At 68.8% G+C, this 25441-nt stretch carries 16 protein-coding genes; 10 read left to right on the top strand and 6 right to left on the bottom strand.

Annotated features, from left to right (window positions below; translation table 11 throughout):
• Nucleotides 1-176: 176 nt before the first annotated feature.
• Nucleotides 177-3092: a glycoside hydrolase family 48 protein gene (locus RKD20_RS07995; RefSeq protein WP_424877092.1), complete on the bottom strand. Its 2916-nt coding sequence runs from the start codon at nt 3090-3092 to the stop codon at nt 177-179.
• Nucleotides 3093-3344: 252 nt separating this feature from the next.
• Between RKD20_RS07995 and RKD20_RS07990 the strand changes: the two genes are divergently transcribed.
• Together RKD20_RS07990 and RKD20_RS07985 are read left to right on the top strand one after the other, a co-directional pair.
• The gene (locus RKD20_RS07990; protein ID WP_424877091.1) at nt 3345-4817 is read left to right on the top strand and encodes a cellulose binding domain-containing protein; all 1473 of its coding nucleotides are present in this window, start codon (nt 3345-3347) and stop codon (nt 4815-4817) included.
• A 48-nt stretch (nt 4818-4865) separates the two neighbouring features.
• Nucleotides 4866-6581: a glycoside hydrolase family 6 protein gene (locus RKD20_RS07985; RefSeq protein WP_424877090.1), complete on the top strand. Its 1716-nt coding sequence runs from the start codon at nt 4866-4868 to the stop codon at nt 6579-6581.
• Nucleotides 6582-6622: 41 nt separating this feature from the next.
• Here the strand turns inward: RKD20_RS07985 and RKD20_RS07980 are convergent, their stop codons facing one another.
• The gene (locus RKD20_RS07980) at nt 6623-7435 is read right to left on the bottom strand and encodes a phytanoyl-CoA dioxygenase family protein (RefSeq protein ID WP_424877089.1); all 813 of its coding nucleotides are present in this window, start codon (nt 7433-7435) and stop codon (nt 6623-6625) included.
• Between the two features lie 112 nt (nt 7436-7547).
• Here RKD20_RS07980 and RKD20_RS07975 point away from each other — a divergent pair, with 112 nt between their 5' ends.
• Both RKD20_RS07975 and RKD20_RS07970 read left to right on the top strand, forming a co-directional pair.
• Nucleotides 7548-8435: a class I SAM-dependent methyltransferase gene (locus RKD20_RS07975; RefSeq protein ID WP_424877088.1), complete on the top strand. Its 888-nt coding sequence runs from the start codon at nt 7548-7550 to the stop codon at nt 8433-8435.
• A gap of 108 nt (nt 8436-8543) precedes the next feature.
• Nucleotides 8544-9245: an SDR family oxidoreductase gene (locus RKD20_RS07970; RefSeq protein WP_424877087.1), complete on the top strand. Its 702-nt coding sequence runs from the start codon at nt 8544-8546 to the stop codon at nt 9243-9245.
• A gap of 81 nt (nt 9246-9326) precedes the next feature.
• Here the strand turns inward: RKD20_RS07970 and RKD20_RS07965 are convergent, their stop codons facing one another.
• Nucleotides 9327-10163 (bottom strand): aldo/keto reductase, encoded by an 837-nt coding sequence (locus RKD20_RS07965; protein WP_424877086.1) that lies wholly within the window; start codon nt 10161-10163, stop codon nt 9327-9329.
• Between the two features lie 298 nt (nt 10164-10461).
• Between RKD20_RS07965 and RKD20_RS07960 the strand changes: the two genes are divergently transcribed.
• Genes RKD20_RS07960 through RKD20_RS07940 form a run of 5 tightly spaced genes read left to right on the top strand, consistent with a single transcriptional unit; the run spans nt 10462 to nt 20012 of the window.
• The gene (locus tag RKD20_RS07960) at nt 10462-11640 is read left to right on the top strand and encodes a glycoside hydrolase family 88/105 protein (protein ID WP_424877085.1); all 1179 of its coding nucleotides are present in this window, start codon (nt 10462-10464) and stop codon (nt 11638-11640) included.
• A gap of 4 nt (nt 11641-11644) precedes the next feature.
• Nucleotides 11645-12436 (top strand): Tat pathway signal sequence domain protein, encoded by a 792-nt coding sequence (locus RKD20_RS07955; RefSeq protein ID WP_424877084.1) that lies wholly within the window; start codon nt 11645-11647, stop codon nt 12434-12436.
• A 12-nt stretch (nt 12437-12448) separates the two neighbouring features.
• On the top strand, nt 12449-15706 hold the full coding sequence (locus RKD20_RS07950) for a glycosyl hydrolase family 28 protein (protein WP_424877083.1): 3258 nt from the start codon (nt 12449-12451) through the stop codon (nt 15704-15706).
• Nucleotides 15703-17970 carry an alpha-galactosidase gene (locus RKD20_RS07945; protein WP_424877082.1) on the top strand — a complete coding sequence of 756 codons (2268 nt, stop codon included), beginning with the start codon at nt 15703-15705 and terminating at the stop codon, nt 17968-17970. Before RKD20_RS07950 ends, RKD20_RS07945 begins: the two co-directional genes overlap by 4 nt.
• Nucleotides 17971-17981: 11 nt before the next feature.
• Complete coding sequence (locus RKD20_RS07940; RefSeq protein WP_424877081.1) at nt 17982-20012, top strand: PQQ-dependent sugar dehydrogenase; 2031 nt, start codon at nt 17982-17984, stop codon at nt 20010-20012.
• 27 nt (nt 20013-20039) lie between these two features.
• On the opposite strand, the gene RKD20_RS07935 is transcribed toward RKD20_RS07940, so the two are convergent.
• Nucleotides 20040-21866, bottom strand: coding sequence for an AMP-dependent synthetase/ligase (locus RKD20_RS07935; RefSeq protein ID WP_424877080.1), 1827 nt, complete (start codon nt 21864-21866; stop codon nt 20040-20042).
• Nucleotides 21867-22188: 322 nt separating this feature from the next.
• Nucleotides 22189-23052 (bottom strand): LysR substrate-binding domain-containing protein, encoded by an 864-nt coding sequence (locus RKD20_RS07930; RefSeq protein ID WP_424877079.1) that lies wholly within the window; start codon nt 23050-23052, stop codon nt 22189-22191.
• Between the two features lie 182 nt (nt 23053-23234).
• Here RKD20_RS07930 and RKD20_RS07925 point away from each other — a divergent pair, with 182 nt between their 5' ends.
• Nucleotides 23235-24269 (top strand): bile acid:sodium symporter family protein, encoded by a 1035-nt coding sequence (locus tag RKD20_RS07925; protein ID WP_424883174.1) that lies wholly within the window; start codon nt 23235-23237, stop codon nt 24267-24269.
• On the opposite strand, the gene RKD20_RS07920 is transcribed toward RKD20_RS07925, so the two are convergent.
• Nucleotides 24205-25431 carry a DUF4185 domain-containing protein gene (locus tag RKD20_RS07920; protein WP_424877078.1) on the bottom strand — a complete coding sequence of 409 codons (1227 nt, stop codon included), beginning with the start codon at nt 25429-25431 and terminating at the stop codon, nt 24205-24207. The genes RKD20_RS07925 and RKD20_RS07920 overlap by 65 nt on opposite strands.
• Between the last annotated feature and the right edge of the window lie 10 nt (nt 25432-25441).

Below are 25441 nucleotides of genomic sequence, written 5' to 3'. Positions count from 1 at the left end.
GGCCGCCCGGCCGGTTGGCCCCGTCGTCAGGTGACGGGGCCTATACGCGGAGCCTTCGAGCGGCTCCGAGGGAGGAACGGTGCCTGTAGCGCTTTTAGGGGCGCGGGGAACTGCGCGACCAGCCACAACGGATCCGCAGTCGACAACGGTCCTCCCCACGGAGTGCTCGGCGGGGGCTATTCGAGTAGCTCCGCGTACGAACCCATGGCCAGGGCGATGTCCGCCTGGGCCCAGAACCGGTGGTACGTGAACGACGGCACCGCGCCGCCCGCGAGATACGCCTGGATCTTCGACCAGGCCGGGTCGTTCTTGTAGAAGGACCGGATGGACTCGAAGGTCGACGAGGAGTTGATCGCGTCACCGTTCGGCATGGTCCCGGTCCAGCCGCTCGGGACGTACACCGAGTCGTCGAACCGGTTGTAGTCCGCCCGGTTCTCCGGCACCGCGATGCCCAGGCTGTCCTGGTAGTTGTTCCACATGCCGTCCAGCAGGGCCTTGGCCGTCGTCTTCGCCGCCGTGTCACCGGACTTGGCGGCGTAGTAGCTCAGGGTCTTGGCGTACGCCGCGGCCACGCCGACGTCGTTGGTGTAGTCGGCGACGGTGACGTGAAGTCCGCTGTTGGCGCCGGGACTTGACGCGTTCCAGGTGTCGGGCTGGCCCGACCACTGCAGCGTGGAGGGGATCTGGTAGGTGCCGTCCGGGTTGATCGTGGTCTTGGACAGCGCCCACTTCACCCACTTGTCGAGGACCGCCTTGGCCTGCGCGTTCCCCGTCTGCTGGTAGTACTCGGCCACCCGCTCCATCGACCACGCCTGGAAGCCGAACCACTGGTTGGACGGCGGGTCGTGGTAGACGGGCTGCTGGTCGTAGTACATGCCGTAGAAGGTCGACTTGCCGGCCGGAGGAGTCGCGTAGCGGCCCGCCCAGCTGTTCGTCGCGCCGCCCGCGATGGCACCCTCGTCGGACTGCAGCCAGCGGTAGAACTCCAGCTGCCGGGAGAGCGAGGTGTTCCAGTCCGTGGCGCCCGTGGCCGACTTGGGCTTGAGGTCGGCGTAGGAGCTCAGCGCGTACGCGGCCATGGGGTTCTGGTAGCCGCCGTGGGCGTGACTGGATCCGATGCGCCAGGCCCAGCCCGCCGAGGTGTCGGTGGCGCCGCCCCAGGCGTAGTACCAGGAGAGCAGGTACATCGAGGCGTCCTTGCCGGTGCCGGCCGGGCAGGTCGACGGCCCGACGCAGTTGCCGATCTTCTTGAAGTACTTGTCGTACATGGCGTAGCGCAGGTAGTCGCCCATCTTCGCGGCCTTGCCCACGGTCGCGGAGACGTCGGAGCCCTTGCCCTGCTGCTTGGCCCACACATCGGCCCAGTACGCGGCCTGCACGGCCCGCGCGTCGGCGTCGGGTGCATCGGTGAACTTCCACTGCTTGGCGTAGGAGGAGTCACCGGTGAACAGGTCCAGGTAGCCGTTCTTGCCGCCGTACTTGAAGGCGTCGCACGTCGGCTGCGGCACCGTCTCCCACACCGACTCCTGAGCGCCGCGCTGGAAGGTGTTGATGTACGACGGTCCGGTGTCCGTCGGTCCGGCCTCGCACTTGCCGGGCGAGTTGCCGTAGCCGTAGGTGTTGTCGACGTCCTGGAGCCAGTGCATGCCGTAGATGTCGTCCGTGCCGTACGCCGACTTCAGCTCACCGGCGAGCGGGTCGGAGCCCACCGAGACCGAGGAGTCCAGCTTCGCCGGGTACTCGTTCGGGGTGTCGAGCTCGGGCGCGTAGGTGGCCGGCTTGGAAGCGTTGTAGAACGAGTTGGTCGGCTGGTCGGCGTGCGTGGGGATCATGTACTTCTCCATGATGTCCCAGGCACCGTTGAACTTGGACCAGTCGCCCGTCACCTTGCCGTACATCGCCTGCAGCCACAGGAGGTAGCTGTACGCCTCGGACGTGGTCTCGTGGCCGTAGTCCGGCGCCTCGACGATCAGCGTCTCGACCGAGTGGTAGGGGATGCCCTCGGGGGAGAAGTAGCCGTTCGCCGGGTTGGTGATCTTGCCGTACAGATCCAGGAAGCGGGCGTTGTACGTGCCCGTCGCCGCGATCTCGGTGACCGTCACCGAGGCCTTGGCGTGGCCGGTCGCCGTCGACTCGAAGGTCGCCGCACCGGTGCCGGAGGCGTTGCCGGTGATCGTCACCGTCTGCGCGGTGTTCCAGTTCGACGGCGTGAAGGTGAGCGAGGCGCCGCCGGTCACCGACAGGCCCGTGTTGCCGCTCGTGCGGGCGGTCGTGACGGTCACGTTGGCCGAGGGCTGCGTCGACAGCTTCACGGTGTACGTGCCCGTCTTGCCCTGCTGGACGGCCAGTTGGGTGGCGGAGGCGACGACCGCGGGACCCGAGGTGACCGTGATGCCGACCGGGGTCGACTCACCGGACGCGCCCAGGCTGTCGTACGCCTTCGCGAGCAGCGAATGACTGCCCACGGTCAAGCTTGAGACCGAGAGCGAGTACGGCGAGGTCGTGTCGGTGCCGAGCAGTGTGGTGTTGTCGTAGAACTCCACCTTGCTGATGGTCGCGTTGTCCGCGGCCGCGGCTGTCGCCGCGAGGGGCACCGCGCTGCCCTGGGTGTAGACCGCGCCCGCGGCGGGGCTGGTCAGCACGGTGATCGGAGGCTGGTGGGCTCCGGTGCACGAGGTGCCGTTGACGGCGAAGGTGGTCGGGGCCGCGTTCGTGCCGCTGTAGGTGAACTGCGCGCCCGTGGAAACTGCGGCGCCCGCGGCGATGTTCGCGTTGTAGCCGGCGTCCTTGACGCTGATGCTCTGACCGGACTGGGACCAGTTGCCGTTCCAGCCGTTGCTCAGCTTCTGGTTGCCTGTGTAGCTGTAGGTCAGGGTCCAGCCGTTGATGGCGTCCGTGCCGCGGTTGGTGATCGTCAGATCCGCGGTGAAGCCGGAACCCCAGTCGTTGGTCTTGTAGTCGACGCTGCACTGAACTGCTGCTGCTTGTGCGGGAGTTGAAGCCGCACTCAGCATTGCGAACGGCAGTGCCATGGCCGCCACGACAGCGGTCCACAATCGCCGGACGGTCCGGCGTCTCCTGGTGGGGGGCATTGCTGGTTCCTCCTTGTGCGGCTCGGAGAAGTCAAGGCTTGAACCAGTGGGAGCGCTCCCATAGTGGGGACGTGCGTTCAAGGGGTCAAGGTGCTTGAAGAGTCGAAAAGATTCGACGAACGGGGCTCGGGAAAAGTCAAGTGACCCCTCTGTTCTTTGCCGTCACTTGGCGCTACCTTCCTTGGCACCAGTGGGAGCGATTCCATCAGTCGACGCGTCCGTAACGGCGCGCTGATCTGCAAGGAGTCGCTCATGCGACACCCCCCGCGTCCAGTTCTCCTAGCCGTTGCCGGCGCGGTCGCCCTCATCGGGTCCGTGACGGTGCCGGTGGTCACGGCGTCCGGTGCCGCCCCTGCCTGCTCGGTGGAGTACTCCGTCACCGGCGAGTGGGACAGCGGCTTCCAGGGCGCCGTCAGGATCACCAACAACACTGCCGCCGTGCGCAGTTGGAACCTCACGTTCGACTTCGCCAGCGGTCAGAAGCTCACCCAGGGCTGGAACGCGCAATGGTCCCAGTCCGGTACGACGGTCACCGCTGCCAACGAGAGCTACAACGGTTCGCTGGCCACCGGAGCGAGCGTCAGCGCCGGATTCATCGCGTCCTGGTCCGGGAGCAACGCCGTACCGACCTCGTTCAAGCTCAACGGCACCAGCTGCAACACGGCCGCCGACCCCTCACCCACGCCGGAGCCGACGGACCCGGCCCAGGGGACACCCCCTGTTCTCCGTGCCTCGGGCAACAAGCTCGTGGACGCCGGCGGCGCCACCCGTCGGCTGCTCGGGGTGAACCGGTCCGGTGGCGAGTTCATGTGCGTCCAGGGCCGCGGCATCTTCGACGGCCCGGTCGACGACGCCTCCGTCAAGGCGATCGCCGACTGGAAGGCCAACGCGGTCCGTATTCCGCTCAACGAGGAGTGCTGGCTGGGCCTGGCCGACATCGACCCGGCCTACGCCGGGACGAACTACATCAACGCCGTCAAGGACCTGGTCGCCAAGGTCAAGGCCCACGGCATGACACCCGTGGTCGAACTGCACTGGACCCACGGGCAGTACACCGGCAACTCCGCCGGCTGCTCCGACGTGCACGCCAGTTGCCAGAAGCCGATGCCCGACATGCAGTACACGCCCGCGTTCTGGGCCTCGGTGGCGAACACCTTCAAGAACGACCGCACTGTCGTCTTCGACCTGTTCAACGAGCCCTACCCGGACCGCGCCACCTCCACGACCACCCAGGCGTGGCAGTGCTGGCGGGACGGCGGCAGCTGCCCGGGCATCGGGTACGAGGTCGCCGGTATGCAGGATCTCGTCGACAGCGTCCGGGGCACCGGCGCGACGAACCTGATCCTGGCCGGCGGGATCGCCTACTCGAACGATCTCAGCCAGTGGCTGACGTACAAGCCGGCCGACCCGGCGGGCAATCTCGCCGCCGCCTGGCACGTGTACAACTTCAACACCTGCTCCAACGCGAGCTGCTGGAACTCCACGCTCGCCCCGGTGGCCGCCCAGGTCCCCCTCGTGGCGGGGGAGATCGGCGAGAACACCTGCGCGCACGGGTTCGTCGACCAGGTCATGAAGTGGTTCGACGACCGTGGTCTGTCGTATCTCGGCTGGACCTGGAACACCTGGGACTGCTCCTTGGGACCGTCCCTGATCAGCAGCTACGACGGCACACCCACAGCGTTCGGCACCGGGCTGCGTGACCATCTGCGCGCCCTGAACGGATAGCACCCGCCGAGCGGACAACGTCCGCGAACGAGAAGGAAACCCGCACTCATGAGTCGTACGAGAACAGCGCTCCTCGCTGCCCTGGCGCTCGTCGCCGGGGCCTCCGGGACCGCGCTCGCCGTGACCCCCGGGGGCGCAGGCATTGCCGCCGTCCCCTGCACCGTGGACTACAAGGTGCAGAACCAGTGGGACACCGGCTTCACGGCCGCCGTCACCATCACCAACAACAGCGCCGCCAAGACGAGTTGGGCGCTGAAGTGGTCGTACGCCGGAAACCAGAAGGTCACCAGCGGCTGGAACGCCAAGATCAGCCAGAGCGGGACGGCCGTCACCGCGGCGAACGAGTCCTACAACGGCACGCTCGCCACCGGCGGTTCGGCCAGCTTCGGCTTCCAGGGCAGCTACAGCGGCACCAACGCCGTCCCGGCCACCTTCACCCTCGATGGGGTGACCTGCAACGTCGACGGCGGCGGCCCCACCGACCCGGGCCCGACCGACCCCGGTACCCCCGGCACCCGGGTCGACAACCCGTACGCGGGCGCCAAGGTGTACGTGAACCCCGAGTGGTCCGCCAACGCCGCCGCGGAGCCGGGCGGCAGCCGCATCTCCAACCAGCCCACCGGCGTGTGGCTGGACCGGATCGCCGCGATCAACGGCACCGGCGGCAAGATGGGCCTGCGCGCCCACCTCGACGAGGCGCTGAAGCAGAAGGGCTCGGGAGAGCTCGTCGTCCAGCTGGTCATCTACGACCTCCCCGGACGCGACTGCTCGGCCCTCGCCTCCAACGGCGAACTGGGCCCGACGGAGATCGACAAGTACAAGACGCAGTACATCGACCCGATCGCCGCGATCCTCGCCGACCCCAAGTACGCCTCGCTGCGGATCGTCAACACGGTCGAGCTCGACTCGCTGCCGAACCTCGTCACCAACGTCACGCCGCGGGCCACCGCCACCGCGAACTGCGACACGATGAAGGCCAACGGCAACTACACCAAGGGCGTCGGCTACGCGCTCAACAAGCTCGGTGACGCCCCCAACGTCTACAACTACGTGGACGCCGGGCACCACGGCTGGCTCGGCTGGGACGACAACTTCTCCGCGACCGTCCAGACGATCAAGCAGGCGGCCACCGCCGAGGGCGCCACTCTCAACGACGTGCAGGGCTTCATCACCAACACCGCCAACTACAGCGCGCTGAAGGAGCCGAACTTCACCATCAACGACTCCGTGAACGGCAAGTCCGTGCGCGAGTCCAAGTGGGTCGACTGGAACCGGTACGTCGACGAGCTCTCCTACGCCCAGGCCTTCCGGCAGGAGGCCGTGAACCAGGGCTTCCCCTCGGGCGTCGGCATGCTGATCGACACCTCCCGCAACGGCTGGGGCGGCTCCGCCCGGCCCACCGGCCCCGGTGCCATGACGGACGTGGACACCTACGTCAACGGCGGCAAGCTCGACCGGCGTATCCATGTCGGCAACTGGTGCAACCAGTCGGGTGCCGGTCTCGGTGAGCGTCCGAAGGCCAGCCCGGCCGCCGGGATCGACGCCTACGTGTGGATCAAGCCTCCGGGCGAGTCCGACGGGGCAAGCTCCGCCGTCCCGAACGACGAGGGCAAGGGCTTCGACCGGATGTGCGACCCGACGTACACCGGCAACCCGCGGAACAACAACAACATGTCCGGTGCGCTGCCGAACGCCCCGCTGTCGGGGCACTGGTTCTCGGCGCAGTTCCAGGAGCTCATGAAGAACGCGTACCCGGCGCTCTAGGTCTGCCGGCTGCGCGGTGCGACACCCCCGCCGGGGTCCGGTCAGCTCTCCTTGGCCAGACCCCGGCGGATCGCGAACTCCACCGCCGAGTAGTCGCCGTCCGGTCGGTCCAACTCGTACGGCTCGGCCGGGAGCAGAGGCGGCTGCGCCATGAAGCGGGGCGTCCCGCCGTGATGGGGCTGGGCCGCGTGGACCAGGAACGGGTGGCAGAGGTAGACGTCACCGGGGCTGCCGGTGGCGTGGGCGAGCGGACGGTGTGCCGAGGCCCTGTCCACCTTCGGGCCCAACTCCAGGAAGGACGCGCCCGGTTCGCCGTACGGCTCCAGGACCGGGGGCACGTCGAGATGGGAACCCACTCTGATGCGGGTCGGGGCGTCGGTCTCGGTGACCTCGCTGAACAGGAAGAGCATCAGCAGGGCACGGTCCCTGGAGGGCAGGTTGGTGTGGTACATGCCGGCGGGTGCGCCCTCGGGGAGATAACTTCCCTCGATGTGCCAGCCCGCGTCGGCGGGTTCCTCCGCGTGCGGAAACCGCAACGGGAAACTGCCCAGTGAGTAGCGGGGCTGCCAGCGGTTCTCGCCCACCAGCAGATCGAACGCCTCGTGCAGGACCGGAGAGTTGGCGGCCGCCGCGAACGGACCCTGTGCCATCCCGGCCACCCACACCACCGGGTCCTTCCAGGAGGCCGGGTCCTCAGGGTCGTAGCCCGTCTCCCGCCACAGCAGCGACGCGCAGTGCTGGGCGACGCGGGGCGGGAAGGCGCCCTCGATCCTCACGAATCCGTCTTCGAGGAAGCGCTCCACCAATTCGTCGTCCATGGGGTCATCGTGGGGGACCGGCCGGGACGGACGCATCCCCTTTTCTTTACGTCCGCTTTGCCGTGCTTGTTGCCGTCGTGGCAACACCACTGGCCTCTTCGCGGTGCGTCGGAGCACGCTGGCCGCACCGCGAGGAGAGGCTGGCACCATGGCGCACGATCACGAGACCCACGGTCACCACCACCATGACCACACCGACATCGACTGGTCCAGGATGGCCGAGCATCTGGAGACCCAGGCGGAACTGTTCACGCCCCTGTACGAGCGGGCCCTGGCCTGGCTCGGGCACAAGCAGACCGAGCCGGGGCTGATCGTCGACGCGGGCAGTGGGCCCGGAGTGCTGTCCTGTCTGCTGGCCGACGCGTTCCCGGGGGCCCGAGTGGTGGCCGTCGACGGAGCCGCGCCGCTGCTGGAGCGGGCGCAGGCCCGGGCCGAACGACTCGGCGTCGCCGATCGCTTCGGCACCCTCGCCGGTGAACTACCAGGAATTCTCGATGACTTGGACTACCCCGTCGACCTGCTCTGGGCCAGCCGGAGCCTGCACCACCTGGGGGACCAGCGGGCCGGAATCGCCGCGTTCGCCGCACGGCTGGCGCGCGGCGGCACGTTGGCGCTGATGGAGGGCGGGCTGCCGGCGCGTTTTCTGCCCCGGGACATCGGGATCGGGCGACCCGGGCTCCAGGCGCGGCTCGACGCGCTGGAGGAGCAGTGGTTCGCGGCGATGCGCGCGGACCTGCCCGACTCCGTCGCGGAGGTCGAGGACTGGCCCGCGCTGATGGCCTCGGCCGGACTGCGGCACACCGGTACCCGCAGCTTCATGCTGGATCTTCCGGCGCCGACGACCGATCGGGCCCGTGACTACATCGCCGCGTCGCTCGGGCGGCTGCGGGATGTGTTCGGGGAGCAGCTGGATGCGGACGACCGGGAGACCCTTGACCGGCTGCTCGATCCTGAAGACGCGGCGAGTGTGCATCGGCGGGCGGATGTGTTCCTGTTGGCGGTGCACACGGTGCACACGGCTGTGCGGACCGGTTGAGGGCCCGCCGCTGGACACCGCCGCACCTGCGGCTCTTGACTTCGAGAATGCTCCAACTGATGTACTCCCTGCCGTCCACAAGATGACAGAAGCACACAGGGGGAAGCCATGTCCGACTCACCGGTCGCGCTCATCACCGGCGGCGGCAGCGGTATCGGCGCCGCGGTCGCGAGACAACTGCTCGACGCGGGGCACCGGGTGGCCGTCACCGGCCGTGGTGCGCCGCGGCTGAGCGCCTTCGCGGAGGAACTGGGCAACCCGGAGGGGCTGTTGACGTTCGTCGGCAACGCAGCCGAGTACGGCGACATCAAGGCCGCCGTGGACGGCACGCTCAAGGAGTTCGGCCGGCTGGACACGGTCGTCGCCAACGCGGGCTTCGCCACCCATGACACCGTGGCCGCGGGAGACCCCGCCGGCTGGACCGAGATGGTGCTGACCAACGTGCTCGGCCCCGCCCTCCTCATCCGCGCCTCCATCGACGCGCTCAAGGAGACCCGCGGGCGGATCGTGCTGGTCGGCAGCGTCGCCGGGTTCGTCCACGGGCCCGGCAACATCTACGGGGCGACGAAATGGGCGGTGACCGGGCTCGCGGAGAACGCCCGCCGCGAGGTCACCGAGTTCGGCGTCGGTGTCACGCTGATCGCCCCCGGCCGGGTGGAGACGCCGTTCTGGGACAGCTACGGGAGCCTGCCGCCCGGCCACCTCCTCACCGCGGAGCAGATCGCCGCGTCGGTCGTGTGGGCCGTACGGCAGCCGGAGGGCGTCGACATCAACACCGTCGTCGTACGGCCGATCGGGCAGCCCGTCTGACGGCGTGCGCCGGACACACGACGGCCGGCGGTGGGCCCCCTGCGTGACAGGGGGCCCACCGCCGGCCGAACTGCTGGTGCGTCAGGCGGCGTTGAACGTCGATGGGTCCGGGCCGAGGCGCCGGTCCTCGTTGAGCGCGCTGATCGCCGCCAGGTCCTCGGTGTCGAGGCTGAAGTCGAAGACCTCGATGTTCTCCTTGATCCGGGACGGGGTCACGGACTTGGGGATCACGACATTGCCGAGCTGGAGGTGCCAGCGCAGCACGACCTGGGCCGGGGTGCGGCCGTGCTTCTGGGCGATGGCCACCACGGCCGGGACCTCCAGGAGGCCCTTGCCGGAGCCGAGCGGCGACCAGGCCTCGGTGGCGATGCCCTGCTCCGCGTGGTACTCGCGGGCCGCGCGCTGCTGGAGGTGCGGGTGCAGCTCGATCTGGTCGACGGCCGGGACGACGGACGTCTCGGCGATCAGCCGCTCCAGGTGGTCGGGTTCGAAGTTGGAGACGCCGATGGCCCGGATCCGGCCGTCCGCGTACAGCTTCTCGAACGCCCTGTAGGTGTCGACGTACAGGTCGCGGGCGGGCGCGGGCCAGTGGATCAGGTACAGGTCCACGTAGTCCAGGCCGAGCTTGTCCAGCGAGGTGTCGAAGGCGCGCAGGGTCGAGTCGTAGCCCTGGTCGCTGTTCCAGAGCTTGGTGGTGACGAAGATGTCCTCGCGGGCCAGTCCGGAGGCGGCGACGGCCTTTCCGGTGCCCTTCTCGTTGCCGTAGATCGCCGCTGTGTCGATGCTGCGGTACCCGGCCTCCAGCGCCGTGGCGACCGCGCGCTCAGCCTCGGCGTCCGGCACCTGCCAGACGCCGAAACCCAGCTGGGGCATCTCGACGCCGTTGTTGAGGATGATCGGGGGGACCTTGCTGCTCACGAGCTCTTGATCCTTACGGTTGTCGTCAGGTGGTACTCCCATCGTCAACGATCACGAGCCGTGATGCATTCCTGACCGGGGAATCCGTCCGAACTGACCCGCGAGTCAGTGGGCGATGGCTGAAATTGGCCGGAAATGCATCCGACCTCTTCGGTACAGACCATTGACCGCCGACGGTCCTGCCGCGACTCTGGATCGCGCCAACGGGCGGAATCCTGAACTCAGTTCACGGATATGAATCTGCCTCGACTTTCATCCGATGTTTCCCGTGTCTCCTGGCTCACGGAGAGGGAGGAACATGAGACGCCGTCGTCTCCGCACGGCTCTGACGACCCTTGCACTCGCCGCCGCGACCCTGGTCACCGTGCCGGCCGCCGCACCCCCGCCCGCCGGCTCCCCGACCGGGCCGTCCCCGGACCGGGACTGGTCCGTGGCGATGGTCGAGTCGACCATGGCCCGCTACACACCGAGCAGCATCGGTGGCTGGTCCTACCCGGTCGGCCTGTACCTCTACGGCCAGTACCTCGCGTACGAGCGCACCCATGACACCCGCTACCTGACCTACATCAAGGACTACGTCGACCGCTTCGTGAAGAGCGACGGCTCGATCGGCCAGTCCTTCAACAGCCTGGACAGCATGCAGGCCGGCCGGCTCCTGGTGATCCTGCACCACGAGACCGGCCAGGACCGCTACCGCAAGGCGGCGAAGAAGATCGTCGACCGCCTGGCCGGCTACCCCCGCACGAGCGACGGCGGGTTCTGGCACGCCGACACCGCGAGCCGTGCCCATCAGCTCTGGGCGGACGGCGTCTACATGGTGAACCCGTTCCTCGTCGAGTACGGAGAGGAGTTCGGCGACAGCTCGTACACCGATGACGAGGCCGCGAAACAGCTCGCCGTCTACGGAAGCCACCTCCAGGTCGCGAACGGACTGCTCAAGCACGCCTACGACGAGTCGAAGAGCGCCGGCTGGGCCGACCCGCAGACCGGGCTCGCCCCCGAGCACTGGTGCCGTGCGGTCGGCTGGTACTCCATGGCGATCGTCGGCGTGCTGGACGGCATTCCGCGGCACCACCCGCGCCGGGCCCAGCTGCTCTCTGTCTTCCGCAAGCTGGCGGCCGGCCTGGAGAAGTACCAGGACCCGGCGACCGGCCGCTGGTTCCAGGTGATCGACAAGGGTGCCCGCGGCGACAACTGGACCGAGACGTCCTGCTCCAGCATGTTCACCTACGCCCTCTCGCGCGGCGCCCAGCAGGGATACCTGGACCGGCATTTCAAGGCCGTCGCACACCGCGGCTACCAGGGCGTGCTCGCCAAGCTCTCGGTCGGCTCCGACGGGCGCACGAACCTCGCCGACATCTCCATCGGCACCAACGTCGGTGACTACGCGTACTACATCGCTCGCGACCGGGCCACCAACGACTTCCACGGCCTGGGCGCCTTCCTGATCATGAACGAACAACTGCGAGGTGATTAGTGTCATGAGCACATCCAGAAGGGCGGTGCTGGGCGCCGCGCTCGGCGGTGCCACGGCGGCCGCGGTCGGTCTGCCGACGGCGACCACCGCCCACGCCGCCTCCTGGCAGCAGAAGTGGGCCCCCTCCGCGAGCGCCGACGGCCTCGGCGCCTTCGAGACGATCGAGGACGACCGCGCCGACTCGCACCCCGCCGGACAGCCGCACATCTACGCCACCGGCAACAACTGGCGGTTCGACATGCACACCGTCGACCGGGACACCTCGACCGACCGCCAGCGCCAGGAGGTCACCGGGCTGCGCAACGGCAGCGGCGCCAACTACCTGAAGTGGACGAAGGGCCAGACCTGGCGGGTCACCTACTCGATGTACATCCCGAGCTCCCTGAAGGCGACCACCACCTTCACCCACATCATGCAGATGAAGCAGCCCGGCAGCGGCACCTCGCCGATCGTCGTGCAGTCCCTGCGCCGGGTGAACGGCAGGCAGACCATCGAGCTGAAGCTCGCCATCGACGACATCCTCGTCGGCCGCACCGACCTGGACCCGCTGCACGACAAGTGGACCGACGTCGACTTCCAGATCAAGGTCGGCGACGGCTCGGCGGGTTCGGTCCGCTGGATCCTCAAGTCCGCCGGCTCGACCGTCGTCGACGCGTCGAAGACCGGCGTCGACACCTTCCTGGCCGACCGGGTCCGCCCGAAGTGGGGCATCTACCGCTCCCTCGGCGACACCTCCGGCTCCCTGCAGAACACCTACCTGCTGCTCAGCAACCTCCGCGGCTACCAACTGGTCTGAGGAGCCGTCACCTTGAAACCCCCCACTGCCTCCCGCTCCCGCTCCCGCTCCCGAGCGGCCGCGATCGTCCTCTTCGTCGTCGCCGTCGTCCTCGGACTCAGCCACCCGGCGGCCCCGGCGGCCCCGGCCGCCCCGCAGGACCCGCCCCGAGCCGCCGCCGTCTTCGACGTACGCGACTACGGCGCCAAAGGCGACGGCTCCGCCAACGACACCCCCGCCGTCAACAAGGCGATCAGCGCGGCGAGTTCGGCGTCGGGCGGCGGAGTGGTCCGCTTCCCGCCCGGTGACTACAAGTCGAAGAACACCATCCACATGAAGAGCCATGTGACGCTCCGGCTCGACAAGGGCGCCGCCCTCCAGGGCTCCAGTGCCGACACCTACGACAAGGCCGAGTCCAATCCGTACGACGACTACCAGGACTACGGGCACAGCCACTTCCGCGACGCGATGATCTACGGCGACAAGCTGACCGGCATCGGCTTCGTCGGCCAGGGCGTCATCGACGGCATGGGCAACCTGATCACCGGCAACCCGAAGTCCGGCGAGGCCGACAAGATCATCTCCCTGACCCGGTGCGACGGACTCACGATCGGTGACGGCCTCACCCTCCGCCGCGGCGGCCACTTCGCTGCGCTCGTCAACGGCTGCAGGAACGTGACGTCGGACCACCTGACCATCGACACCGCGAGCGACCGCGACGGCTGGAACATCATCTCCACGACGAACGTCACGGTGACGAACGCCAACATCAGGGCCAACGACGACGCCCTGGTCTTCAAGAGCGACTACGCCCTCGGCGCCAAGCTTCCCAACGGCCACGTCCGCGTCAACGACAGCTTCCTGTCCGCCCGTTGCTGCAACGCCCTCATGTTCGGCTCGGAGACCTGCGGCGACTTCTCGGACTACCGGTTCGAGAACATCCGTATCGACGGAGCCGACAAGTCCGGCCTCGGCATGGTGTCGATGGACGGCGCGAAGATCTCCGACGTCCACTACCGCGACATCACGATGACGAACGTCCACTCGCCGATCATGCAGAAGATCGGCACCCGAAAGCGCTGCGGCAACAGCCCCGGTGTCGGATCGATCAGCGACATCACGTACGACGACATCACGGCCACCGGCAGCAGTCCGTCCTTCAGCCCGACCCTGTGGGGCGAGACCGGCCACCGCATCAAGGGCGTGACCTTCAACAACGTCGACATCACGGTTCCGGGCGGCAACGGCACCATGTCCACTGCGGTGCCGAGCAACGACCCGAACGACTACAACCCCAAGGCCATCGGAACCCGGCCGGCCTACGGCTGGTACCTCCACAACGCCGACGACATCCGCTTCACCGACAGTTCGGTGAAGTTCGCCGCGGACGACGGCCGCCCGGCGTTCCTCGCCAACGCGGCGGACGGCATCCGGCTCACCCGGTTCACCGCACAGAAGGGCGGCGGCTCCCCGTTCGACGTGGGCTTCCAGGGCGCGACGGGCAGCTGCCTGACGGACAGCCACAACACGTCCGGCGGCGCCCTGCGGGTCTCCGGAGACCAGGACTGCGGCACGGCGGCCGAGCCGCTGGATCTGGAGAACCCCCGCCAGGACTTCCTCCGCGCCTCGGTGGGCGGACTGTTCCTGCACTGGGGCCTGCGCACCACGCCCGCCCACACCAGCTGCACCGCCTGGGAGGACGACGTCACCAACGGAGGCTGGAACGCCGACTACTGGGTGAAGGAGGCCCAGAAGCTGCACACGCAGTACCTCGTCCTCGCCTCCTTCCACAGCCGCCTCGGCTACGCCCGCGCCTGGCCGTCGAAGATCCCCGGCTCCTGCTCCACCAAGCGGGACTTCCTGGGTGAGCTGGTCGCCGCCGCGAAGGCCAAGGGGCTGAAGGTCATCCTCTACATGACCAACGACCCCCAGTGGCACGACGAGGGCGGCCACGAGTGGCTCGACTCGGCCGCCTACTCCGCCTACAAGGGCAAGAACGTCGACCTCACCACCAACGACGGCTTCGGGCAGTTCAGTTACGACAACTTCTTCGAGGTCATGGACCGCTACCCCGACCTCGGCGGTTTCTGGATCGACAACGACAACGCCTACTGGGAGAGCCACGACCTCTACCGGCAGATCTACGAGAAGCGTCCGAACTACACGCTCAGCAACAACAACGAAGACACGCCGATCATGGACATGATCAGCAATGAGCAGAAGACGGGCATGACCCCGGCCTACGACTACCCTCAGGCCGTCTACACCTCCCAACCCCGCCTCACCGAGGCCGACTTCAAGCTGCCCTCCACCGGCGCCTGGTGGTACGGAGGCACCGACCCGTCGGTCGACAAGATGCTCACCCTCGGCCGCCTCGTCACCAACACCGGCTCGTCCGTGAAGGCGCTGATGGCCGAGACCGCTCAGGTCAACGGCAAGTTCCCGGCCAACCAGGCCGACTTCAACAACTTCGCCAACTCTTACCTGGACCCCATCTGGGAGTCCCTGCACGGCACGGAGGGCGGCGGCTACCTGTACGGCGGGCTCAAGCCGGGATTCTGGAACGACGGCGCCCACGGCGTGACCACGATCAGCAAGATCGACCCCGACCGCCAGTACATCCACGTCCTGACCCCGCCCAGCACCAGCACCCTGCGTATCCGCGACAACGGCTACCGCGTCGCGGCGGTCACCAACCTCCGTACGGGCGCGGCGGTTTCGTGGTCGCAGTCGGGCGGCGTGCTCACCCTCACCGGCCTCGGTGCCTGGGACCCGTACGACACGGTGTTCAAGGTCACCACGGCCGGCCGCCAGGGCATCCTCACCGGTGTCAAGGTGAGCGCGAGCGCCTCGGCGAGCGGTCACGCGGGCTCGGCCGCCGGTGACGGTGATTACGGCACCTTCTGGGACAACAACAAGACCCTCCCGGTGAACCTCACCTTCGACCTCGGCAGCTCGAAGAAGGTCCAGTACCTCGGGCTCAACCAGCGCGAGGACTCCGTCGCCTACGCCCGCTCGGACACCGAGCAGTCGGCGCGGATCAAGGACTACAAGGTGTATCTGAGCGCCGACGGCTCCACCTGGGGCAACCCGGTGAAGACCGGCCAACTGCCGAGCCGCCGCGGCGTCCAGGGCATCGACCTGACCGCGGCCAACGCCCGCTACGTCCGCCTCGAAGTGGGCTCCACCTGGGCCGCCTCCACCGACACGACCCGCTACCAGCGGCTGCGGATCGACGAGGCGTGGATCGGCAGCTCGTACGCGACTCCCGCGAAGAGGGGACAGTTATGACAGGCATCACCCGTGTCACTCGTGTCAGATCACTGATCGTGGCCCTGGTCGGGCTGCTGATGGCCTCGGCCGTCCCGCTGCTGGCCGCCGCCCGCCCGGCGGCCGCCTCCGACAACGGCCAGTCGGTCCGGCCCGCCATGGGCTGGAGCAGCTGGAGCTTCGTCCGCCGCTCGCCGACCGAGGCGAAGCTCAAGGCCCAGGCCGACGCGCTCGTGTCGACCGGTCTCAAGAACCACGGCTTCGTCTACGTCAACCTGGACGACTTCTGGCAGAAGTGCGACTCCAACGGCTTCGTCGTCGACTCCTACGGCCGTTGGACCGTCGACTCCGCCAAGTTCCCGTCCGGCATCAAGACGCTGGCCGACTACGTCCACTCCAGGGGCCTGAAGTTCGGCTTCTACGTGACCCCGGGCATCGCCAAGAACGCTGTCTCCAAGAACACCCCGATCGAGGGGACCTCGTACCACGCGAAGGACATCGCGGACACCTCGAAGACGGAGAAGAACTACAACTGCAAGAACATGTACTACATCGACTACGGGAAGCCGGGCGCGCAGGAGTTCGTGAACTCCTGGGCCAAGCAGTTCGCCTCCTGGGGAGTCGACTACCTCAAGATCGACGGAGTGGGCAGCCAGGACGTCCCCGACGTCCGGGCCTGGGACAAGGCGCTGCGCGCCACCGGACGGCCCATCAACTTCGCGCTGTCCAACAACCTTCCGATCGCGGACGCCTCCACCTGGAAGAAGCTGGCGAACAGCTGGCGCACCCAGGGCGACGTGGAGTGCTACTGCGGTCCCGGTGACAACGGCAGCGGCTATCCGCTCACCGACTGGTCGCACGTCTCCTCCCGCTTCAACACCGCGGCCTCCTGGCAGCCGCACGCCGGCCCGGGCGGCTGGAACGACCTCGACTCCCTGGAGATCGGCAACGGCGACCGGGCGGGCCTCACCGCCGACCAGCGCCGGTCCCACTTCACCCTGTGGGCGATGGCCGCCTCGCCGCTGCTGCTCGGCACCGACCTGACCGATCTCGACCCGGTCGACAAGGCGATGCTGACCAACGACCGCCTCATCGGGGTCGACCAGGACGGCGTCGCCGCCAAGCGGATCGTGAACAGCGGGGTCAAGCAGGTCTGGAGCAAGAAGGAGAGCGACGGCCAGTACGTGGTGGCCCTGTTCAACACCGGTACCTCCGGCAACGCGACGGTCACCGTGGACTGGTCCCAGGTCGGCTTCACCGGCTCCGGAGACGTCACCGACCTGTGGTCCGGCTCCCACAAGGGTGCGATCGCCGACTCCTACAGCGCGACCCTGCGGCCCGGCGAGACCCGGCTGATCCGCGTGCAGCCCGCCAACTCCCTGAAGAGCGCGGCCGCTTCACCGGGTATGGCCGTCGCCCCCTACGAGTACCTCGGCTGGGGCAACCCGCAGAACCCCACCTCGGTGATGTCGGCGACCGGCGTCAAGTGGTTCACCCTGGCGTTCATCCTCTCCGACGGCGGCTGCAACCCGAAGTGGGACGGCTCGCGCGCGCTGACCGGCGGCACCGACCAGTCGAGGATCGACGCGATCAGATCCGCCGGCGGTGACGTCATGGTCTCCGTCGGCGGCTGGAGCGGGAACAAGCTGGGCGAGAAGTGCTCCAGCGCCTCGGCGCTCGCCGGCGCCTACCAGAAGGTGATCAACGCCTACAAGCTGAAGGCCCTCGACATCGACATCGAGAACACCGAGTGGTCCAACGCGACCGTACGGCAGCGGGTCGTCGACGCGCTGAAGACGGTCAAGGCGAACAACCCCGGCCTGAAGACCGTCATCACCTTCGGCACCACCACCAGCGGTCCCGACTCCACCGGGGTCGACATGATCAAGCGGGCCGCGAACTCCGGCCTGGCCAACGACGTCTGGTGCATCATGCCGTTCGACTTCGGCGGCGGCACCACGAACATGGGCACCCTGACCACGCAGGCCATGGAGGGCCTGAAGGCACGGGTCAAGTCGGCGTACGGATACAGCGACGCCACCGCCTACGCCCACATCGGGCTGTCCTCGATGAACGGCAAGACCGACGACTCCGGTGAGCGCGTCCGCGTCGCCGACTTCAGGACCATGCTCGCCTACGCCCAGCAGCACCACATCGGGCGCCTCACCTACTGGTCCGTCAACCGCGACCGCCCCTGCGGCTCGGGCACCGACGGCGACTCCTGCAGCGGTGTGACGCAGCAGCCGTACGACTACCTCAAGGTCTTCACCCAGTACACGGGCTGAAGGGAACATCCGTGAAAAACAAGAGAGTTCTGCCCTACGGCCTCGCCGCGGCCCTCGCGCTGCCCCTCGCCGGCCTGAGCCAGGCCACCGCGCTCGCGGCCACCGACTACCAGGCGGAGGACGCGACCGTCGTGCAGGGCACGGTGGCCACCAACCACACCGGTTACACGGGCACCGGCTTCGTCGACTACACCAACGTCAAGGGCTCCTATGTGGAGTTCACCGTCAGCGCCGCCTCCGCGGGCACCACGGCCGTCACCTTCCGCTACGCCAACGGGACCGCGACCGACCGGCCCATGGACATCTCCGTGAACGGCACGGTCGTGTCCTCGGCCGTCTCCTTCCCGGCCACCGCCGACTGGAACACCTGGGCCACCAAGACCGTTGCCGTCCCGCTCACCGCGGGCTCCGCCAAGGTCCGCGCGACCGCCACCACCGCGGGCGGCGGTCCCAACCTCGACCGCATCGGCGTCGACGCGGCCACCGACTCCCAGGCCCCGAGCCGCCCCGGGCAGCCCAGTTGCTCCGACATCGGTGAGGACGGGCTCACGCTGGCCTGGGGCGCCTCCACCGACAACGTGGCCGTGACGGCGTACGACCTCTACGAGCACGGCAACAAGATCGGTGAGGCGCCGGGCGGTTCGACCAGCAAGGCGCTCACCGGCCTGACCCCCGGCACCACCTACAACCTCACGGTCATCGCCCGTGACGCGGCCGGCAACACGTCCCCGGCGAGCCCTGTCGTCGACTGCACCACCCAGCCCAGCTCCGACACCACCCCGCCGACCAAGCCCGGCACCCTGTCCGCGGCGGACGTCACGGCGAACAGCGCCGCACTGAGCTGGGGCGCCTCCACCGACGACCGGGCGGTCACCGGCTACGACGTGCGCAGTGACACCACCGTCTACACGTCCGTCAGCACCGGCACCTCGACCACGCTGACCGGGCTCGCCTGCAACAGCCCGTACAGCCTGAACGTCGTCGCCCGCGACGCGGCCGGCAACGTCTCCCAGCCGAGCAACACGGTCACCTTCACGACCAAGGCCTGCGCCACCGACGGTGGCGTCCCGTCCTCCGTCGCCACGCTCTCCTCCGGCTGGACCATCCCCTGGGGCGTCTTCTGGCTGCCGGACGGCAAGAGCGCGCTGGTCACCGAGCGGGACGACTTCCGGGTCTGGAAGGTCACCAAGGACGGTACGAAGACGCAGGTCGGTACCGTCCCGAACGCCGTCACCACGAACGGCGAGGGCGGACTGCTCGGCGTCGCCGTCGACCCGAAGTGGGAGACGAACCACCGCGTCTACTTCATGCACACCGCGTCCGAGGGCAACCGCGTGGTCCGCATGACGTACGACGGGACCACCCTGAGCGACTACACAGTGCTCCTGCAGGGCATCAAGAAGAACCGCTACCACAACGGCGGACGCCTCGCCTTCGGCCCCGACGGCTACCTCTACGTCTCCACCGGCGAGGCCCAGACACCGGACCTGGCGCAGGACAAGAGCTCCCTCAACGGCAAGATCCTGCGCATGACGACGGACGGGAAACCTGCCCCCGGCAATCCGTTCGGCACCTACGTCTACAGCCTCGGCCACCGCAACCCCCAGGGCCTCGCCTTCGACCGCAACGGCCGCCTGTGGGAAGCGGAGTTCGGCAACAGCTCCAAGGACGAACTGAACCTGGTCAAGCCCGGCGCCAACTACGGCTGGCCGGTCTGCGAGGGCACCTGCTCCACCGCGGGGATGACCAACCCGAAGGCCACCTGGAACGTCTCGGAGGCCTCGCCCAGCGGCATCGCGATCGTGCGCAACGTCGTCTACATGGCCTCCCTGCGCGGTGAGCGGCTGTGGCGGATCCCGATCAACGGCGACAACGACAGCGTCGGCACGCCGACCGCGTACTACGTGGGCACCTACGGTCGGCTGCGCACGGTCGTCAAGGTGCCGGGCGCCGACCAGCTGTGGCTGTCGACCACCAACTGCGACAACAACGGAGGAGCGGCGGACGGTTCGGACAAGATCTTCCGCGTGACGATCAGCTGACAGGCCAGCAGGCCGTGACACGGGCCGTCAGGCCCGGTACAGCGCCTCGACCTCGCCCGCGTACGCCGTCTCGATCGCCTTGCGCTTGAGCTTCAGCGAGGGGGTCAGCAGCCCGTGCTCCTCGGTGAAGGGCTGCGCCAGGATGCGGAACGTGCGGATCGACTCGGCCTGCGAGACCAGGGTGTTGGCGGCCACCACGGCGCGCCGCACCTCGGTCTCCAGGTCGGCGTCGCGCACCAGCTGGGCCGGGGACATCCGGGGCTTGTCGTGCATCCCCAGCCAGTGCTCGACGGCCTCCTGGTCGAGGGTGACCAGGGCGGCGATGTAGGGCCGGTCGTTGCCCACGACGATGCACTGCGAGACCAGCGGATGGTCGCGCACCCGCTCCTCCAGCACACCGGGGGAGACGCTCTTGCCGCCGGAGGTGACGAGGATCTCCTTCTTGCGGCCGGTGATGGTGAGGTAGCCGTCCTCGTCGAGGGAGCCGAGGTCACCGGTGGCGAGCCAGCCGTCGTGCAGGGTCTCGTCGGTGGCCTTGTCGTTGTTGAGATAGCCCTGGAAGACGGTGGGGCCGTACAGCCAGATCTCGCCGTCGTCCGCGATGTGCACGGTCATGCCCGGGATGGGCTGGCCGACCGTGCCGTAGCGGGTGCGCTCGGGCGGGTTGGCGGTGGCGGCCGCCGTGGACTCGGTGAGGCCGTACCCCTCGTAGATGTGCACGCCCGCGCCGGCGAAGAACAGCCCGAGCTTGCGGTCCATGGCCGAACCGCCGGTCATGGCCTGTTTGATACGGCCGCCCATCGCCGCCCGCATCTTCGAGTACACGAGCTTGTCGAAGAGCTGGTGCTGCATCCGCAGCCCCGCCGAGGGACCGGGACCGATGCCCCAGGCCTTGGCCTCCAGGGCCTCGGCGTACTTCACGGCCACGTCGACGGCCTTCTCGAACGGCCCGGCCTTGCCCTCCTTCTCGGCCTTGCGGCGGGAGGCGTTGAAGACCTTCTCGAAGATGTACGGCACGCCGAGGAAGAAGGTCGGCTTGAACGCGGCGAGGTCCGGCAGCAGGGCGGCCGCGTTCATCTGCGGCTGGTGGCCGAAGCGGACCCCGCCGCGGATCGCCGCGACCTGCACCATCCGCCCGAAGACGTGCGCGAGCGGCAGGAACAGCAGGGTCGCCGCCTCGTCGCCCTTCTTGGAGTGGAACACCGGCTCCCACCGCTCGATGACGGTGTCCGCCTCGTTCATGAAGTTGCCGTGGGTGATCACACAGCCCTTGGGGCGGCCGGTGGTGCCCGAGGTGTAGATGATCGTCGCGACCGAGTCCGGGGTGACGGCCTGCCGGTGCCGGTGCACCACCTCGTCCTCGATGGCGGCGCCGGCGTCGTACAGCTCCTGCACCGCGCCGGAGTCCAGCTGCCACAGCCGGTGCAGCTGGGGCAGCCGGTCGATGACGGTGGCGATCGTCATCGCGTGGTCCTCGTGCTCCACGATCGCGGCCGTGCACTCGGCGTCGTACAGGGCCCAGAAGCACTGCTCGGCGGAGGAGGTCGGGTAGACCGGCACCACCTGTGCGCCGATCGTCCACAGGGCGAAGTCGAACAGGGTCCACTCGTAGCGGGTGCGGGACATGATCGCGACCCGGTCGCCGAAGCGGATGCCCTGGGCAAGCAGTCCCTTGGCGAGCGCCATGACCTCGTCCCGGAACTCCGCGGACGTGACGTCCCGCCACCGTCCGTTCTCGTCCTTGCGGCCGAGGGCGATGTGCACGGGGTCGTTCTGGGCATGCTCGAAGACGACGTCGGCCAGTCCGCCCACCGGGGGTGCCAACGCCAACGGAGGGTTGGTGAACTCGCGCAAACCCCGCTCCCCGCTCTCCCTGGCGCTCAGTGAAGCTCCGCACAGCGCCGTGAAAGCTACCCCACCCCGCCCCCCCGGTGGGAGGGGGGCCGAAGCCGAGGGGTGCTCACGTATGGCCTGGTCAGTACCGGAAAATACCCTCACATGGGGAAGGGTCGGACAGAAAACCGACGGTTGCGTAAGTTTCAGAGCCGCAATCTCCACGGAATCTGTACGTCCTCGTCGCGGCTCGCCACCCTGGTGAAACGGTTGTCCACCGGGGTGCCGTCCTTCTCCTCATTCAGCGTCGGCGGCCCGGAATCTGTCACTCCGGCCGGTGGGCTCACCGTCGGTGCAGCCGGTCCCCGCCCGCCAGGATCGCGGAGGCCAGGGCGTCCGCGGCCTCCTGAGCGGCCGTCCGCCGACGGCCGTGGACCAGGACGAAGTCCACCCGCCCGAGCTCCGGCAGCCCGGACCGGTCGGGCACCCGCACCAGCCCCGGCGGCACCAGCCCCCGGGAGTGGGCCATCACCCCCAGGCCGGCCCGCGCGGCCGCGATCAGTCCGTTCAGGCTGCCGCTGGTGCACACGATCCGCCACTCGCGCCCCTGCCGCTCCAGCGCCTCCAGAGCCAGCGTCCGGGTGATCCCCGGCGGCGGGTAGACGATCAGCGGCACCGGACGGTCCGCGTCCAGGCGGAGCCGCTCCGCGCCGATCCACACCAGCCGGTCGTGCCACACCAGCTCGCCCCGGGGGTCCTCGGGGCGCCGCTTGGCGAGCACGAGGTCCAGCTTCCCGGCGGCCAGCTGCTCGTGCAGGGTGCCCGACAGCTCGACCGTCAGCTCCAGGTCCACCTCGGGATGGTCGTACCGGAAGGTCTCGAGGATCTCCGGCAGCCGGGTGAGCACGAAGTCCTCCGAGGCCCCGAACCGCAGCCGCCCCCGCAGGCGCGTGCCGGTGAAGAACGCGGTCGCCTGGTCGTGCACCTCCAAAATCCGCCGCGCGAACCCCAGCATCGCCTCGCCGTCCTCCGTCAGCTCCACGGAGTGGGTGTCCCGGGTGAACAGCTGCCGCCCGGCGGCGTCCTCCAGACGCCGTACGTGCTGGCTCACGGTCGACTGGCGAACCCCCAGCCTTCGGGCGGCCTGCGTGAAGCTCAGGGTCTGCGTCACCGCCAGGAACGTGCGCAACTGCGACGGGTCGTACATGGCGCGAGCCTATCGCGGAACGTGATGACAGTGAGAGTGGTATGCGGGATTCCCGATCAAGGGGTGAGGGAGGACGATGGAGGGGGACCTTCCGTCCTGAGGGAGGTACCCGTCATGCCCCCGTACCGTCGTCGAACACGAGCAAGTGGAGAACCGTGAAGCGCCTGAAGTGGCCGGCCTGGATGCCGGTCGACCCGTACATCCTGCTGCTGCTCGGCACGGTGGGCCTCGCGGCCCTCGTACCGGCACGCGGGACGGCCGCGGACGTGGCCTCCGGAGCCTCCACGGCGGCGATCGCCTTCCTCTTCTTCCTGTACGGCGCCCGCCTGTCCACCCGTGAGGCCCTGGACGGCCTCAAGCACTGGCGCCTCCACGTCACTGTCCTCGCCTGTACGTTCGTGATCTTCCCGTTGCTGGGTCTCGCCGCCCGCGGACTCGTCCCGGTCTTCCTGACGAACCCCCTCTACCAGGGCCTGCTCTTCCTCACCCTGGTCCCCTCCACCATCCAGTCCTCGATCGCCTTCACCTCGATGGCCCGCGGCAACGTGCCGGCCGCGATCTGCGCCGGCTCCTTCTCCTCCCTGGTCGGCATCGTCATCACCCCGCTCCTGGCGGCCGCCCTGCTCGGCAGCAGCGGCGGGGGGTTCTCCGCGGACTCGCTCCTGGAGATCGTGCTCCAGCTGCTCGTGCCGTTCCTCACGGGCCAGTTGACGCGCCGCTGGATCGGCGGCTTCATCACCCGCCACAAGAAGGTCCTCGGCCTCGTCGACCGCGGGTCGATCCTGCTGGTCGTCTACACCGCGTTCAGCGAGGGCATGGTCCAGGGCATCTGGCACAAGGTGAGCCCGCTCAGGCTCGGCGGGCTCATGATCGTCGAGGCCGTCCTGCTCGCCCTGATGCTCGCCCTGACCTGGTACGGCGCCAAGGCGCTGCGCTTCGGCCGCGAGGACCGGATCGCCATCCAGTTCGCGGGCTCGAAGAAGTCCCTCGCCTCCGGACTCCCCATGGCCAGCGTCCTGTTCGGCGCGCACGCCTCGCTCGCCGTGCTGCCGCTGATGCTGTTCCACCAGATGCAGCTGATGGTCTGCGCCGTCATCGCCAAGCGCCGCTCGCACGACCCCGTCCCGGCGGAGACCGGAGAGAGCGCGGAGGTCAGCGGGCCGGGGTCAGGCGCAGCGTCACGAACCGCGGTCGGTACAGCGACACGTTCCGGCTGAGCTGGGCCGAAGCGAGAGCCGTCTCCAGCCAGTTGACGTCGTAGCTGAGCACCAGCCGTCCCCCGCCGCTGAGTTCGAGGTGCGCCTGCGGGTTGTAGGCGGCGACCTGCCCGGCGGGCAGGGACGGGGTGAAGTCCTTCTCCGGGCCGTGCCACGGTCCGGTGGGGGAGCAGGCCCAGTACGAGGTCACGGCCGCGAGCCCCTTCGTGCCCGCGGCCATGGTGAACAGCACGTACGTCCCGTTCTGTTGGACGACGGAGAAGGCGCTGCCCACCCCGGTGCGCCGCCCGTCCCCGAGCACCGGGCGCGGGCGGGCGCCGGTCGTCCACTGCGAGCCGTCCCAGTACTCCCAGGCGCCCGGCTCGGCGAGCCCGCCCTTCGGCACCCGGGCCACGTAGGCCGAGGAGGCGGAACGGGACGCGGCCCGGCCGTCGTCGCCCCCGAAGACGTACGTCCACTCGCCGTCCTCGACGAGCGTGGTCCCGAACAGCACCCGCCGGGAGGGGTCCTTGACCCGCTGCTCGTCGAGGACCTTCGTGATCGACTCGACGCGCAGGGCGGGCAGCGAGAGCGTGGCCACCTCGGTGGCGGTCGGGACGCCGTAGATCCAGGGGGACGGGCCGGCCGTCCGCACCCACAGCAGCACCCGCACGACCTGTTCGTGCGAGCCGGGGGAGCGGGGTTCGACGCGGGCCGCGACCGGCCAGCGCCACTGGTTCGGGCCGGGGTCCGGGAACAGGGGCGTCGGGAGGGTGGTCTCCAGGCGGCCGTCACGCATGAGCACCGCCGAGTTGCGCACCAGGGGAGCGGTGGGGTCGCGCCAGGCGTACGACTCGCCGAGCGGGTTGGGCGGGCCGTACACCTGGCCGAGGTAGGTGTCGGAGAACAGCCACAGCAGCCGCCCGTCGGGCAGCCGCACCGAGTGGGTGCCGTCACCGCCGGTCCAGTCGTCGGCGCGGGCGCCGTCGTCGCCGTAGCGCGCGAACTCGCCGGTGAGGCGGTCGTCCGCGGACCAGGAGCCGACGGTGAGCGGGGTGCAGTCGCCCGCGTCCCGGCCGCCGCCGTTCGGCAGGGCGGTGAGCAGCACGGCTCCGAGCACCAGCGCCAGCAGCAGACCGACGCCGGTGCCGGTTCGCTGTCGTGCTCGTGCGTCCTCGGGCACGGTCCGCGAC

This window comes from Streptomyces sp. SLBN-8D4 (assembly GCF_049739545.1).
GTDB classification, from domain to species: Bacteria; Actinomycetota; Actinomycetes; order Streptomycetales; family Streptomycetaceae; genus Streptomyces; species Streptomyces canus_C.
The sequence above is the reverse complement of the archived record's forward strand: the minus strand, read 5'-3'. Positions and strand labels throughout refer to the sequence as shown.

Coding starts and splice junctions, on each gene's coding strand:
- RKD20_RS07995 (WP_424877092.1), bottom strand. CDS start 3,092: ATGCCCCCCACCAGGAGACGCCGGACCGTCCGGCGATTGTGGACCGCT.
- RKD20_RS07990 (WP_424877091.1), top strand. CDS start 3,345: ATGCGACACCCCCCGCGTCCAGTTCTCCTAGCCGTTGCCGGCGCGGTC.
- RKD20_RS07985 (WP_424877090.1), top strand. CDS start 4,866: ATGAGTCGTACGAGAACAGCGCTCCTCGCTGCCCTGGCGCTCGTCGCC.
- RKD20_RS07980 (WP_424877089.1), bottom strand. CDS start 7,435: ATGCGTCCGTCCCGGCCGGTCCCCCACGATGACCCCATGGACGACGAA.
- RKD20_RS07975 (WP_424877088.1), top strand. CDS start 7,548: ATGGCGCACGATCACGAGACCCACGGTCACCACCACCATGACCACACC.
- RKD20_RS07970 (WP_424877087.1), top strand. CDS start 8,544: ATGTCCGACTCACCGGTCGCGCTCATCACCGGCGGCGGCAGCGGTATC.
- RKD20_RS07960 (WP_424877085.1), top strand. CDS start 10,462: ATGAGACGCCGTCGTCTCCGCACGGCTCTGACGACCCTTGCACTCGCC.
- RKD20_RS07955 (WP_424877084.1), top strand. CDS start 11,645: ATGAGCACATCCAGAAGGGCGGTGCTGGGCGCCGCGCTCGGCGGTGCC.
- RKD20_RS07945 (WP_424877082.1), top strand. CDS start 15,703: ATGACAGGCATCACCCGTGTCACTCGTGTCAGATCACTGATCGTGGCC.
- RKD20_RS07930 (WP_424877079.1), bottom strand. CDS start 23,052: ATGTACGACCCGTCGCAGTTGCGCACGTTCCTGGCGGTGACGCAGACC.
- RKD20_RS07925 (WP_424883174.1), top strand. CDS start 23,235: ATGCCGGTCGACCCGTACATCCTGCTGCTGCTCGGCACGGTGGGCCTC.